Raw genomic sequence first — 14,415 nt, forward strand, 5'->3', positions numbered from 1 at the left:
ACTATCCATGTTTCATATTTTTTCACTTCTAACGGAAGCTCATTTGTTTTTATGCAACTAACAGCACTATTACTCATGTTTTAACTTTTCCTTAACCGCATCATAAAATTTTCGTTCTTCATCAACATTTAAGTAAACACGACTTACTGTTTTAGAAAAGCCGTATAACAACTGCGCTTTCACTGGCTCTTTTAATGTTATTTCAAAAGTAGCAGGTTCTTTTATGAACTCCATAACAGTTGCATCCAATACCTGTTTCCCTTCTTTTGCCGTTAGCAATTCCCCCTTGTAGAACGCAATACTATCTATTTGTGTAAATGGCATAACGATTTTCTTTCCTAATCCGATTTGAATGATTACTTGTTCTTCTGTTACGACAAGGGGATTTTTGCGCATCGCTTGTATTTCAGCTATAAAATAAATCATCGCGTATACATTTAAAATAAGTAAAATCCATGCTATTACTGAATTCCACTGATGTAGTAAATAATGAAAACCAATGCTTTCAATTACTGTTGCGTGAATAATCATGATATACACACCTATAGCACCAGTCTTTTTATGATATGAGTATACAGATTTACCTGTTGGTACTTTTTCACGCCACGATAAAAACGCATAATAGATTAACTTACACTCTGTTAGAATGACATCTACTAACTTACTTCTTTTCATAGTAGCGTCAAACGCTGCATCAATTGCATAAGAAAAGGAATAATTTTCTCTTCTATATTCTTTATATTTTTTTATTATTTTAGGAAGCACTCTAACAATTTTATAGAGAAGGAATAATTCTATACCTACAAATGCAATTTCAGCCGCAACAATAATATAAGAGATGAATGAAAAAGCTTGTAAATAGTCACTTGGAATAATAAATCTTGCAAAAATATAACCAGCTATTACAACAGGAACTATATACGTTAATGAGTATCTTTTTCGAATAATGAAGAAATACGTGATGATTGGAATGACAAACATGCAATCTAATAATGACCCAAGCACAACTTCTTTCGGCGCAACTGGTACAATTGGAAGGGCATACAATAAATAGTTTGATAGCATAATTAAAGAGACGAGTCCAATCCAAATATCTTTTCGCCTTTGTGATAGTGTAGCCTTCATACGTTCACTCCTTTATTTAAAAACCTCATTTAAATGGTCTTTATAAAATGAAATGGCACGTTCAAATTCTTTTACTTCCTCTACTTTCACGACAGTTTCAAGTAATAATTTCATCGCTGATTCGTGATCGTTTACGTTATATTTTGCTAATGATAAAAATACTTTCATCGGAGCGTTCTCTGGGAATTTTTTCACCCCAGCTTCTAATACTGTAATTGCCTTTTCATATTCCCCTATACAACGATATGTACTTCCTAAACCAATATAAGCACCGCAAAGCGATTCGCCATCAAGTCCATTTGCGATTGCCTGCTCATAATACGGAACTGCTTCTGTTTCTAGCCCCATTACATCATGTATCCACGCACACTGATACAGTACTTCTGCATCCTTTGTAAAGTTTGTTAATCCTATAAGCATCTCTTTAGACTGCGCATACTTCTTTTCGTTTCTAAGTTTAATAGCTTGCTTTAATAAATGTTCCATAGAATCCACTCCTCACCAATTATTCTGTGTATAGCTCTTGATTGATATACGCTTCACATTCGTGTAAAAGTAAAATTCCCACCAATTAAAGTTTCGCTTACTTATTACTATGCGGATTCATTCTTATCTAAAAACTTAATTTTAAAAAGCAGTGACACGATTACATAATATCTCTAAGCTTTTGACAATTTCTTTCGCTGTTTCATCTTTCCCATTGCACAACTTCCCTTTACCATTCTGTCCAATTACATAATGCACAGCTCCGCGCGAATATAAAGAATGTGGTGAATTCGCAATCATTACATTCGCCCTTGCTTCTTTCATTCTATTTTTTGCTCTTTCAAACAGTTCTTCTTCACTTAAATCACTTTCAAGTTTAAAACCAACAAGCACTGTTTCTGGGTCCCATTCTTTTATTTGTTTTAATACTTTTGGAGCCTTTTGAAAATGAATAATCGGTGCTATATCACTTGAAATTTTTCCGTTCATATTAAGAACATTACCATCTTGATCACAAATCTTCTCCACAATCCAATCTGATCCAGCCGCTGCCATAATGACTGCATCAACCTTTTCATGTGTGATGATACTTTTCATTTTATCTTGTAAATCAACGATTCCTTCAAACGGATGTAATTCTAACCCTCTATGTACATCACTCGGTTTCTCCGCAAAATAACCGTGTAAATATATAACATGTGCCCCTTTAGCTAGAAGTTCTTCTGCGATTATCCTTCCAATTGTACCTTTGGCCATATTCGTATGCCCGCGTACTTGATCCCATTTTTCTAGACAACCACCGCTCGTAATTAATACCTTTTTCCCCTTCATTGTAACCATCCCTTACTAATTTTTCTTACGAAACCATTCTGTTCCAAAGTCAACTATATCACGCTGTTTCATTAGACGACACGTTGCATTCCCTATCTTCCCATTTTTTACAGTTCCTTTTCGCTCAAACTCCACACCAATTTCTACAAACTTCTCAGATTCGTAATCCATTTCAACAAACTCTTTCCACACTCTTTCACCGTTTTCTATAATAGGTGCTCCTACTTGTATTAACTCACATGCACCAGAACGCACCTCGGATAAATGAACAGACGTATTGGAATCATATCCAACACCAATTAATAATACGTACCCGTCTAAATCATATATTTTTCTTAATGGAGATTCTTCTCCAAAGCTCATTGATAACGAATGGTTCATTGTTATTTCTACTGCATGTTTTCCCCATGCAGCAAAACTTCCTAACGGATGATTACTACGTACTACATTCGGATATGTACGAAAACATTCAACTATTTCACCCATTCCCCTTGTTGGGGTTATACGTGAATCAAATGCTGGGACGTTATCTCGGATAATTTGCCACCAGTCTTCCGGTACAGGTGGCCTTGACCAATGTTTCGGATCGGACAAATCCGAAGATTGCGTTGGCATTATTATCGTTCCTTCTTCCGTAACAACTTTCATTAATGCTTCTACTACAGCAACCGCACCACCAGATATCCACCCGATAGAACTTAGTGATGAATGAACGATAATTGTCATTCCTTTTTCGACTCCTAATGCTTTTAAATCTTTTGTTATTGTTTCGATTGTATTTGGAAATTGTGTACTTGCAACTATTTCATTCATTTTCATATTGGTTCCCCCACTAGCTACGTAAATTTAAACTTTTATATAAATATATTATCATATTTTTCTTAATTTTTAACTTAATCATATTCATTACTACAAAAATATGTATTACTGAAGCCTCAAAACTCTATTAAAATCGTAGATAATGATGAGCGAGAGTTTTTTTGAAATGAAGAAAAATGTAAATCCTATTTTTTTCAAACTATACTCCATATGCATTTTTTTATACTATTTTTCCATGTAACAATGAAATCTTTCTATCCCTGGATATTTTTCTCCTAAACTTTTAACTTGAAAACCAATTCTTTTATAAAATTCTACCGCCCCATCGTCTGTCTCCGCTTCTATATAAGTCAATTGGTATACTCTTACAATCTCTTTAATCATTTGCAGTGCAATTCCTTTTTGACGATAATCTGGAGCCACTGCTATATGACATATTCTTGCTTTAGTTTCTCCGATTATTTCAATACCTAGACAAGCTTTTTCTTCATATTTGTACAAAGTCCCTTTATTACTTTGATAAAATATTACTGCCTTCTTTAAGCTTATTTCATTTGGACCGACAGCATATTGTAGCACATTTAATATTGAATCTTTTTCAATTTGTTCAACGCGCTGTATATTCATACTTTCATCCCTTTCTATGAAAAAAGACTAGCTCTTAATAAAAAGAGCTAATCTCATTACGCCGTTATTTTTTCTTCTTTTTTTACAACGACAGCCACATAACTATGAAGTATCATTCCAATAATAACGAGACTCATACCAATCCAAGATAATGATGACGGAATTGGTGCAGATAACCAGATCAGCTCTCCTACTAGCGCAAATAAAACTTCACCAGACTGCGTCGCTTCCACTGTTGCTAATTTTTGCGGATCATCTTTTACAAGATCTGTCGCAAAGAAAAATAATACTGTCGCGATTAACCCAGAGCTAACTGCTACAATAAAACATTGAAAAACTTGGCTACTTGACGGTAATCCGCCAGTTGATACTTCGTAACCAGATAATAAAAACCAAAATGGTAAACTTGCTAATGTCATACCGAGTACTCGCTGAAATACATCTAATTCCCCTTTACAAACTTGCATCATTTTTCTATTTCCAAGAGGATACGCAAATGCTGCAATAACTACAGGAACTACACATAAAATGGTTTCACGAATACCTAATGAAGAAGCATGTTCTACTTGCATGAGAACAACACCGAATAAAATAATGCCCGACATAACTAATTCCTTCATCGGAAGTTTTTTATGTAGTGGATCCACCGCAAAAAATGGTGTTAACAAAATCCCTGCAACGATTGTAATTTGCCATGTTGATGCAACGAGCCAACCTGGTCCGAACGCTCCAGCAAAACTAAGCGGTGCATAAAAGAGACCAAATCCAACGATACTCCAAACTAACCATTCTTTCGGATTGTTTTTCATATATTGAAAGAGTTGCTTTAAGTTCCCTCTATACATAACAATAAGTAATAGCATTGGAACCATAAAATAATACCGTAATGATGCACTCCAAATCCAGCTTCCACCTTCTAAGTCCATTGCCCTGTTTAAAACAAAAGTAAAGGCAAAGAAAAATGATGCCAGTATCCCTATAACAATTGCTTTCATTGTAAAACCCCTTGTATTTAATTTTTAATCTCTATGACATATATTTTAGTATACGCGATGAAAAATCTACATACAAACTTACATTTCATTTTGGGATAATGAAGGAATTGTGGTAGATTTACATGGGAATAAAGTGCATTGGTATGAAATCGAGGTCATTACATACCAAAATTTTCAAGGGGCAAAATCTACTTTAATCTCGACCCACTATACTCACCATGAAAATATACGCATCCGCTATAAAAGATGGCTACCAACTATTGCACATTCAATTTACTGGTTTTCTATTGAGAAACCAGTAAATTGAATGATAGCTTGGGAAGAAAAGCGAACGAATAAAAACAAACGCCTCCTTTAATTATTATTTAGAGGCGTTCGTTCATTCAAAAATTAAAGAATATGTAGTTTATATTCTCTGTATAATTTCCTCAATTGACTTATATGAGCTTGATGATACCGATTATGATCTGCTATATGCCATATTCCCCATCTTATTGTCGCAGTTTCCCCTTTTTCATACAAAACTTTCTCTCTTAAAAGAACAACACCATATGTTCATCATCACTATACACACCATTCATTTTTATAGCCCTTTTTTCAATTCCGTACGTTTTAAATCCCATTGATTCATATAATCGTTTTGCTGGTTCGTTCGTTGACACAACCCCTAAATTGAATTGCTCTAGCTTCATCTCTTTTGCCCTTTCAATTGCTTTACGTATTAAATCACGTGCAAGACCACTTCTTCGATTTTCAGTATCTACATACATCGCAACGATATGTCCTTTATGCTTATATGCGTCCTTTTCTTCTGTTAATAAAGTAACAACCCCAACTAAACGATTTTCATTATTAAAAGCACCAAATGTAAAACTACTGTTGGATGAAAGATTACTAGCAACACGTTCAAGAGGTTTTTCTTGACGTACTGCTTCTTCATAAGTCGTTACAAATGCTTCTGGATTTACTTGTAATGCTTGTAAACGTAACTCCCAATATTGTTTTGCATCCGCTTTTGTAAGTAATCGAATCATTTTATCTTCCCCTTTTTAATTTACATAATATTTTTATAGGCTACTTTTTTTGATTCATACTCTTCTTTTAATATACTGTAACGATTGCGATGAATGAACTTCCCCTGTCTCAATCGATCATTTCTCATTAGCCCTTCGCATACAAATCCAGCATTTTCATAACTCTTTTTAGCTTGTGTATTATCTTCATCTACACGTAACCAAACTTTCTCCAATTCAAACTGGGAAAAACCTATTTGTAACATGCTGTTTAGAGCTGCCATTCCAAACCCTTTACCCCAATAGTCTTTATTTCCAATCGCAATTCCTAGTTCTGCATTTTTATTTGTTTTATCAAAATTTTTAAGGTCTACCCATCCAATATGTATACCTGTCTCAGTAACGATTGCCCTTTGTTCATAACCATTTTTTCGGCTTATACAAGCTTCAATCCAGTTTCTCGTATCTCCACGAGTGAACGGAGGATATTGATCTGGTACAACTAAATGCTTTGTTACATTTCTATCTAATGACCATTGATAGCGATCTTCTACATCATCTAGTGTCAATTCTCTTAATTGAACATATGGTACATTCATTGTTCTCTCCCCTTTTTATTTACCAATAGAAAATCCTTCGAACACTCTTCCACCATACTGCTCTAACGTCTTTTCTATAAAATGAATTAATTCATTTTTCTCTCCCGTTTTATAAAAATAATCAAAAGCCGCTACAAATTTGTTTGCATATTGCTCATCATATCTTCTTAGCACTCTAATAAACCATTTTGAACTCCCAAGCCACATACCATTTACTCTTAATACATATTCATGTACTAAATCCGCTAATAAATTAGCGATAAACAATTCTTCTTCTCTTTTCGTTGCACCAATAAAGTCATCTAAAGTATCCGTAATAAAATATCGCTTCTGCTTAATCGTTTCTTCGGTCCATTTAGCTGGTCCTTTATGTAGTAAATCATTCGCTTCTTTTTTTAATTTCTCAACAATTTCCTGTTCCCCTTTTAATGCAATCCCTTCTGAAACTAATTGTGGTAACGACGGTCTCCCTCGATCACAATCCATTTTGAAAAAAGTTTTATATGTTTCAAAATTATGAACAAACACCTCAACAGGCCATCCATTACTATAGAAAGATTCTCTATAACAAGAAGTTAAACTGTGGTCAACTATTACAATATCAAGGTCAGATGTTTTCGTCGCTTCTCCTCGTGCAACGCTTCCGCCGAGTAAAGCTACATCACAATTCGGAAATTGTGATGTAATTATGTTTTGTGCTGCTTCGATTGGTTTCATAACCGCTCCTCTTTTCTTATTCCACTTTCTTTTTTTTAGCTCTTTCTCTCGCTTTTTTTATATAGCTTTCTGCATCTGGTGTTTTACATGATGTTGCACCGTGATCAACCACTACTTTTCCAATTTCACTTGCAATTCCAATCGCTTGTCGCTCTAAGTCTTCATTACGAATTCCTATTGCGATTAAAGCACTATTCATCGCTTCTTTTTTTCTATTTTTTTCATTATGTATATTTTCTTTAATCTCTTCTAAGTACGGAGAGAAGAAATCATCATGTAACGTTTTATTTTTAATCGCTATATTTGCTAATAAAGACCAGCCAGCTCTTCCAATCCATTCATCATTAGACTTTGTCCACTCTTCCATTCTTTCTATTGCAATTGGCGAAGTACATATAGATGTCATAAGAACATCCATTAAACAGTAATAATCAACATCCTGAACCCAACTATTAAGCTGCTCTGTCGTTATTTTCTTCGGGTCTAAAATATAAGTTGCTAATGTCATCGCGTCCATATTTTTCGTTTCCCACAATTCAACTGCTAAATCGTGATCTTTTTTTATCATCTTTTTTAACAATTTTAAATTTGCAAAACTAACTCCAAATAACGGCTCTTTCGCTCCGTGGTTTTTATACGTTTTTCGATTTTGTTCTGTTCCATATCCTTCTAGTTGCTGCATTACTTCCTCAAGTAACATATACCCACCTCTTTATCTTTTATGTTGACTCTATATATGTATGTACGATATATTCTACATTACTTTTTGGTTTTCCTATATTTATTTTTAAAATACGGTATGTGAAATTTCTAAACATTGCACAACTACACTATCAAAAAACTGTATATTTAACATGTACAGTTTTTTGATGGTAACAATTTTCCGTAGAATAAGATATAAACTACGAAAGAATTTTTAATGAGAGGTGTATTTCCAACATGTTTAGAAAACTCTTTAAAATGGTTTACTATCATACTTTTATACCTCCTTCATAAATTATGTGTATTACATTTGTTCTTAGCCAAAATCTTTCTACATTTTAATAACTCTCTCAATAAGATTTTCTTATATAGAAATCCCTACAAACGCTGTAGGGATTTTTGTATAAATCATTTTGTTACACTCTTTTTCATATGATAATAGTTTCTTTATTCAGATGCATTCATAAGCACAATTCTCCAACCATCTGGATCCTCTATTGTGGTTCCTTTCTCTATCCAATACGGGTTTTCTGGTTCCACCTCATGATAGCCCATATTACTTAATCGATTTACTATCTTTTCAATTTCATCTTTATTAGGTATATAAAAAACTAGTAAATTATCTTTTGTCGGCGCTGGACATGGACTTCCATTAACATGTGTAGTAAACTCCAAATGATACTCTTCATCTGGTAATCCAAACATAACCCCGTCATATCCTTCGTGATTGTGAAATTCTCCTATACGTTTTAGTCCTAATCCTGTTTCATAAAAACTTATCACTTCTTCAAATTTATCTGTTGGTCTTGCAATTCTAAATTGAACCCAATTCTTCATGCAAATCTCCTCCTTTTCATTTTCCAAAGCTTTATAGTAATTAGTATAGGTTACATATATTTCCTTTAACATCCCTCATTAGTGTGAGCTTCCTAAGTTGAAAGACCTATTAGTTAATAAACAATAGGTCTTTCGTATAAAATTCATATAAAACTAGTTATATAAATGTAGAGATGAAATATAAGCTATTACGTATGAAATAATTCTCCTTGCAGAGCCTTTATATACCGATCAGCAAATCTTTGTACAGCTTCATTCGCATCTTCCACCACACCATGAAATGCATTATATAGTCGGCTAAATACAAATATTCGAATCAATAATTAGAACGAAAATGAAGTGATATGAAAGTATGATTAGCCTTCTTTCGGTTTTAAGACTTTAGTCTCATTCCTATAAATTTTTTATTTCCTACTTCCAAGGTAATAGTTTTTAATTTTATTAAAACTTTCTAATATATTTAACACTTTAATCGTTAAAAGAAAGCACAAATCTTCATAAAATAAACGAATCAATTAATTTTTTGTCACAACTTTAACACAACCATACCTACTATTACACATCAGGAGGGTATTAGGTTTAAATTAAGGAGAGAGATAATTATGCTGTATGAAGTATTTGATACGGAAGGCAGTAACAATATAAAGTTTGTTGATAAAACTAACAGGTGAATTTAATATGATAATTGAAGAGTTTGTAAAGAAAGATTAATATTGATTTCAAGCTTCATTTTAGGGGAAATAAACATTACAAACTATATGAATTAATAAGTAGCATTAAAGCAAAATTTATATCCACGAAATATTTAAATTCATATACAATTTTATACAACCACTTTTTATAAAACAAGAAAAGTGGTTGTATGTGTTAGATAGTATTCTTTTTTACAAAATCACGCTACATATTTCATTAAACTACAACTACTCGTTTTCTTTTTTCTTCTTTTGTTCCTCAGAAGGTTCTTCTGTTGGGTCTGGTTCTTGTTCATCCTTTTTGTTTAATTCATTATTTTTTTCTTTAGCAGGATCTTGTTTGTCATTTTTTTCCTCCTGTCTTTGTTCAGAAGGTTCCTCCGTTGGATCTGGCTCCTTTTCGTCTTTTGGAGCTGGATTACAACCAATTAATAATCCTACTGTAAATATGCTTGTCATAAATATTGAAAACATTTTTTTATAATTCAATTAAAACACCTCCTAAAATTAATATCCCTTATATTGTTTCCAATTAATAATTCAATTTATCCAATTATTTGTGACATTTCTTTAAAAATGACATTCCTTTAAAATCTTGCATACATTTGGCTAAACTTTTTTACACTTGTAAAAAAGTTTCTTTGCATTTCCCTACCTATAATTGCTAATATAGTAGAGTAGAACTTTTATAGAGAGAAGGAAAATTATGCACAATGGAATTCGAATGACAACTTTAGTAAAAAGGGCTATGTTAGTGTGTGCGGGGGTATTATTCACATACGAAGCGGCTTTTGGATCAGTACATACCGCTCTAGCTAGTACAGAGGATGAAGCAAAATCTGTTCAACTTGTAAGTGAGATTCAAACATCTCTTGCTCCGAAAGAAGCGCCAAAACATTATAACGGGCAAGTTAGAAAAGTCGCTTATTTAACATTTGATGACGGTCCTGGAAAATACACAGCTGAGCTTTTAGATATGTTAAAGAAAGAAAATGCAAAAGCAACATTCTTCCTAATTGGTTCAAACGTAAAAGCTTTCCCTGATCTTGTAAAACGCGAAGATGCTGAAGGCCACTACGTTGGGATGCACAGTATGACTCATAACTACAAGAAACTCTACACTGAAGGTCATTACGTAGATGAAATGAAGGAAGACCAAGGCTTAATCGCTGGTGTTTTAGGTAAATCACCAGTATTAACTCGTCCATCTTACGGCTCTATGCCAGGATTAAACGAAGCTCTTCGCAACAAAGTTGTAGAAAATGGCTTAAAAGTTTGGGATTGGACAATTGATTCTTTAGACTGGAAATATAACAAAATGCAAGTTGATGCTGCATCTGCTAAAATTGTAGAAAACGTGTTACATGGTGCTACAAATCCAACAGAAGTTATCCTTATGCATGATATTCATCCACAATCAGTAAAAGCAGTTCCTGGAATTATTAAAGGACTGAAAGAAAAAGGATATGAATTAGAAGCATATAATGAGAACGAACACTTCCCATTAAACTTCTGGCATGATAATCGTATGTAATGAAAAGACTTGATTTCCTCTAGTAGGTTATCAAGTCTTTTTTATCGTTTTTAGAATTTCCTTATAGAGAAAACCTATACATGCTTGCACCATATCAATATTATACGTCCCTTCCCTTTTATCAAATAAATTTAACTTTGAAATATCACATGCTATCTTTAACCTAGTTTAAATAAGTCGATATTATATGATCGTATTTATAGTACAAACTGAAGAAGCTTGGAATCAATTTAAGAAAGAAACGCGATAAGTAAAAAACTACAAAAGCGACTTATTCAAAATAAAAACATACATATCAGAATACAGACAAAAAAAGGATTGAATATACAATTTCAATCCTTTTTTTATATTATCAACACTTTAGCACATATTACTCTTAAGGAGTGATATGTATATGGATTTTCTTTCACCTGAATATTTGTCTGCCCTACTGGCCATCATTGTAATCGATTTAGTGTTAGCCGGAGATAACGCCATCGTAATTGGATTAGCAGCAAGAAGATTACCGAAAGATCAACAAAAGAAAGTTATTATATGGGGTACAGTCGGGGCAATCGCTATTAGAGCCCTCGCTACCTTAGTTGTCGTTTGGTTATTAAAAATACCTGGTTTACTTTTAATTGGTGGTGTACTCCTTATATGGATTGCTTACAAATTAATCGCTGAAGGCAAAGATCATGATATTAAAGCAGAAGAAGGATTTTGGTCTGCCATTAAAACTATTATTATTGCTGATGCGTTAATGGGCATTGATAATGTACTCGCTGTTGCAGGAGCTGCCCATGGTAACTTTTCTTTAGTAATCATTGGGCTATTAGTTTCTATTCCTGTAGTTGTATGGGGCAGTACATTGATTTTAAAATGGGTAGATCGTTTTCCTGTCATCATTACGATTGGAGCAGCCGTTTTAGCTTATACTGCCGCGAAAATGATTGTAGATGAGAAATGGTTCGCTGGATTTTTCGAAAGTAACCCTTTCGTTAAATGGGCATTTATCATTATTATCATCGTCGGTGTAATTTTCTTCGGAAAGGCAAAACAAAAAGCAAAAGCTGGTTCTGTCTAATAATGATGGTATATTTACAAATAAAAGGCACTATTCATATGAATAGTGCCTTTTATTATTTATTTAGCTTCCCCTTCCGGAGTCGTTTTTACTTTCGTTTTGTTTTTATCACGGTTGTTATAGTTATACTTCGAACGGTCTACTGGAGTAAATCCTTGCGGTGTGTAGAATCGTAATAAGTCACCATTTACGACTTGGTCAGAGTATTTTAGTGAGTTTTGAACCATTTGTTCATTTTTCTTTATTTCATCTGTAAATTCTACTGGTTTTCCAGTAGTTGTATCATAATATTTGCCGTTTAGTGCCGTAACTGTTGGGCTTACGTAATTACCGTTACGGAACGCAACGACTTGTTTATGATCTGGTGATAATAAATCAGAACCAAATTGAACATAATTCTTTGTATCTGTACCTAGTAAGTGTAATAGTGTTGGAAGAACGTCAATTTCACCACCGTATTGATGTTGTACGCCACCTTTCACTCCTGGTACACGAACGATTAAAGGTACACGTTGTAACTGTGCATTTTCAAATGAGTTCATTTCTTTACCCATTACTTTTGACATTGCTGCGTTATGGTTATCTGAAATACCGTAATGGTCTCCGTACATAACGATAATTGAGTTATCATATAAACCAGATTGTTTCAAGTAATCGATGAAGCCTTTTACAGATTCGTCTAAATAGCGTGCTGTTTGGAAGTACGTATCTACTGATGAATCACCTGTTGTTGCTGGTTCAATCGTTGCTTCTGCCTTATCGATTGGATAAGGGAAATGGTTTGATAACGTAATAAATTTTGTATAGAACGGTTGTTTCAACGTTTGTAATAACGGAATAGATTCATTAAAGAATGGTTTATCTTTTAATCCGTAGTTTACTACGTCTTTTTCATTCATATCATAGTATGACGCATCAAAGAATTTATTAAAACCAAATGATTTATAAATATCGTCACGGTTCCAGAATGTTTTGTAGTTACCGTGGAATACTGCTGATGTGTATCCTTGTTGTCCTAAAATAGCTGGTGCTGATTGATACGTATTATGAGATTTCGTTGTAAAGACAGAACCTTGCGGTAAACCAAACATTGAATTCTCTAACATAAACTCCGCATCAGATGTTTTCCCTTGTCCTGTTTGATGGAAGAAGTTATCAAAGTATAGTGTATTCGCATCTTTTGTAAATGAGTTTAAGAACGGTGTAACTTCTTGACCATTTAATTTGTAATCAATTAAGAAGTTTTGGAATGACTCTAAATGAATGTAAATTACGTTCATTCCCTTTCCTTTACCGAAATACTCAGGATTTGGACTTGCATAAGTTGATGTTAAATAATTTCGTACTTCTGTCATATTATCGCCATCAGCTAATGCTCGTTCTGTCGATGCTTTCGCACTTTGAATTCCATCATAAATTGTGTAGTTGTATGCACCTAAATATTTCACAATATAATTACGGTCAAACGTTCTAGTTAATAATTCAGGACGGTCAGACTCTGCAAGACCTAAGTTAACACTGAATAATAAAATACCTGCTACAAATACTAATGATAATTTATGCTTCGCAACACGAATTGGTTTCGGATTTGCAAATTTCGTTGCTACTAATCCAATTAAAATAATTGTATCTAAGAAGTATAGCGGATCATAAAGATGTAGCAACGCAACAATACTACCACCTAAATCTCCAAAGTTATTCGTTTGTGTTAATGTCGGGAACGTAATAAAGTCACTGAAAAAGCGATAATATACTACGTTTGCGTATAAAAGAATCGACAATAACAAGTTGATAACAATTAACCAAATATAAGATCGTTTCCCTTTTGCAAATAATGCAAGTCCTAAAAATAGAACTGCTGAACTAAGCGGGTTAAAAAACAGCAAGAATTTTTGAATTGTGTTTGAAATTCCTAAATTAAATTCCGTTACATAAGCTGCATATGTTTTGAGCCAAAATAAAATAACGGCAAACAGAAAGAATCCAAAATGATTGCTTAACACATTTTTGCTCTTTAATAAGAACTGTTTCATTTCTCCACCTCTTTTAATCATCCAAGGCTTATTTTTTATAAGTCTGTCTCTCTATTCAAATTTTCTTCTTCAAATAGATTATCTTTATTTAACTATATGAAGAATATTAGTAATTATAATTTGAAGCTAGTATTTATTCAACTATTTCTTTCTAGACATTTTGACCTTGGTTTCTATTTAACAAAATAAATTTGTAACATTTCCTGTTTTCTCCCAAGATTCATCCACTAATTATGACACCCCATACTATATACCTTTATAAACTCATTCGCAAACTATTCTATCTCCAAATTTGGTACATATTTCACATGATAAAATAATGCGATTTGATTATATTAC

Annotated in this window: 15 protein-coding genes and 2 pseudogenes; 2 read left to right on the forward strand and 15 right to left on the reverse strand. The window is 33.3% G+C overall.

The genetic code is table 11. The features are described from left to right. Positions 1–69 precede the first annotated feature (69 nt). The 14 genes and pseudogenes from F3I02_RS22425 to F3I02_RS22485 form a co-directional block, all read right to left on the reverse strand. Entirely contained in the window at positions 70–1,125 is a 1,056-nt protein-coding gene (locus F3I02_RS22425) for a hypothetical protein (RefSeq protein ID WP_000648428.1), read from the reverse strand. A gap of 12 nt (positions 1,126–1,137) precedes the next feature. Then, a complete protein-coding gene (locus tag F3I02_RS22430; RefSeq protein WP_000400636.1) occupies positions 1,138–1,611 on the reverse strand; it encodes a tetratricopeptide repeat protein in 474 nt (157 codons plus the stop codon). 141 nt (positions 1,612–1,752) lie between these two features. Continuing rightward, the gene (locus tag F3I02_RS22435; RefSeq protein WP_000676728.1) at positions 1,753–2,442 is read right to left on the reverse strand and encodes a phosphopantothenoylcysteine decarboxylase domain-containing protein; all 690 of its coding nucleotides are present in this window, start codon (positions 2,440–2,442) and stop codon (positions 1,753–1,755) included. Between the two features lie 15 nt (positions 2,443–2,457). Then, the gene (locus F3I02_RS22440) at positions 2,458–3,261 is read right to left on the reverse strand and encodes an AAC(3) family N-acetyltransferase (RefSeq protein ID WP_000783346.1); all 804 of its coding nucleotides are present in this window, start codon (positions 3,259–3,261) and stop codon (positions 2,458–2,460) included. 225 nt (positions 3,262–3,486) lie between these two features. Further along, a complete protein-coding gene (locus F3I02_RS22445) occupies positions 3,487–3,888 on the reverse strand; it encodes a GNAT family N-acetyltransferase (protein WP_001025789.1) in 402 nt (133 codons plus the stop codon). A gap of 56 nt (positions 3,889–3,944) precedes the next feature. Next, complete coding sequence (locus F3I02_RS22450; protein ID WP_000644589.1) at positions 3,945–4,883, reverse strand: DMT family transporter; 939 nt, start codon at positions 4,881–4,883, stop codon at positions 3,945–3,947. Positions 4,884–5,273: 390 nt separating this feature from the next. Further along, positions 5,274–5,420, reverse strand: a pseudogene (locus F3I02_RS22455) (DinB family protein); the annotation flags it as partial. Next, entirely contained in the window at positions 5,417–5,917 is a 501-nt protein-coding gene (locus F3I02_RS22460) for a GNAT family N-acetyltransferase (protein ID WP_000620319.1), read from the reverse strand. The pseudogene F3I02_RS22455 and the gene F3I02_RS22460, both read right to left, overlap by 4 nt. 20 nt (positions 5,918–5,937) lie before the next feature. Continuing rightward, positions 5,938–6,495 carry a GNAT family N-acetyltransferase gene (locus F3I02_RS22465; protein ID WP_196478459.1) on the reverse strand — a complete coding sequence of 186 codons (558 nt, stop codon included), beginning with the start codon at positions 6,493–6,495 and terminating at the stop codon, positions 5,938–5,940. 15 nt (positions 6,496–6,510) lie between these two features. Then, positions 6,511–7,212 (reverse strand): nucleotidyltransferase domain-containing protein, encoded by a 702-nt coding sequence (locus F3I02_RS22470; protein WP_000802426.1) that lies wholly within the window; start codon positions 7,210–7,212, stop codon positions 6,511–6,513. Positions 7,213–7,228: 16 nt separating this feature from the next. Further along, positions 7,229–7,912: a DNA alkylation repair protein gene (locus F3I02_RS22475; RefSeq protein WP_196478460.1), complete on the reverse strand. Its 684-nt coding sequence runs from the start codon at positions 7,910–7,912 to the stop codon at positions 7,229–7,231. A gap of 449 nt (positions 7,913–8,361) precedes the next feature. Next, entirely contained in the window at positions 8,362–8,751 is a 390-nt protein-coding gene (locus F3I02_RS22480) for a VOC family protein (protein ID WP_000800666.1), read from the reverse strand. A 188-nt stretch (positions 8,752–8,939) separates the two neighbouring features. Continuing rightward, a pseudogene (locus tag F3I02_RS35020) lies at positions 8,940–9,053 on the reverse strand (hypothetical protein); the annotation flags it as partial. A gap of 618 nt (positions 9,054–9,671) precedes the next feature. Next, the gene (locus F3I02_RS22485; protein WP_001106981.1) at positions 9,672–9,932 is read right to left on the reverse strand and encodes a hypothetical protein; all 261 of its coding nucleotides are present in this window, start codon (positions 9,930–9,932) and stop codon (positions 9,672–9,674) included. Between the two features lie 217 nt (positions 9,933–10,149). On the opposite strand from F3I02_RS22485, the gene F3I02_RS22490 reads away from it, so the two are divergent. After that, positions 10,150–10,977: a peptidoglycan-N-acetylglucosamine deacetylase gene (locus F3I02_RS22490; protein WP_000551445.1), complete on the forward strand. Its 828-nt coding sequence runs from the start codon at positions 10,150–10,152 to the stop codon at positions 10,975–10,977. 394 nt (positions 10,978–11,371) lie between these two features. Further along, the gene (locus F3I02_RS22495; RefSeq protein ID WP_000346947.1) at positions 11,372–12,043 is read left to right on the forward strand and encodes a TerC family protein; all 672 of its coding nucleotides are present in this window, start codon (positions 11,372–11,374) and stop codon (positions 12,041–12,043) included. A 59-nt stretch (positions 12,044–12,102) separates the two neighbouring features. On the opposite strand, the gene ltaS is transcribed toward F3I02_RS22495, so the two are convergent. Then, entirely contained in the window at positions 12,103–14,076 is a 1,974-nt protein-coding gene (ltaS, locus tag F3I02_RS22500) for a lipoteichoic acid synthase (protein WP_196478461.1), read from the reverse strand. Positions 14,077–14,415 lie beyond the last annotated feature (339 nt).

The sequence above is a fragment of the Bacillus sp. SRB3LM genome (genome assembly GCF_015712745.1).
GTDB lineage: Bacteria > Bacillota > Bacilli > Bacillales > Bacillaceae_G > Bacillus_A > Bacillus_A thuringiensis_K.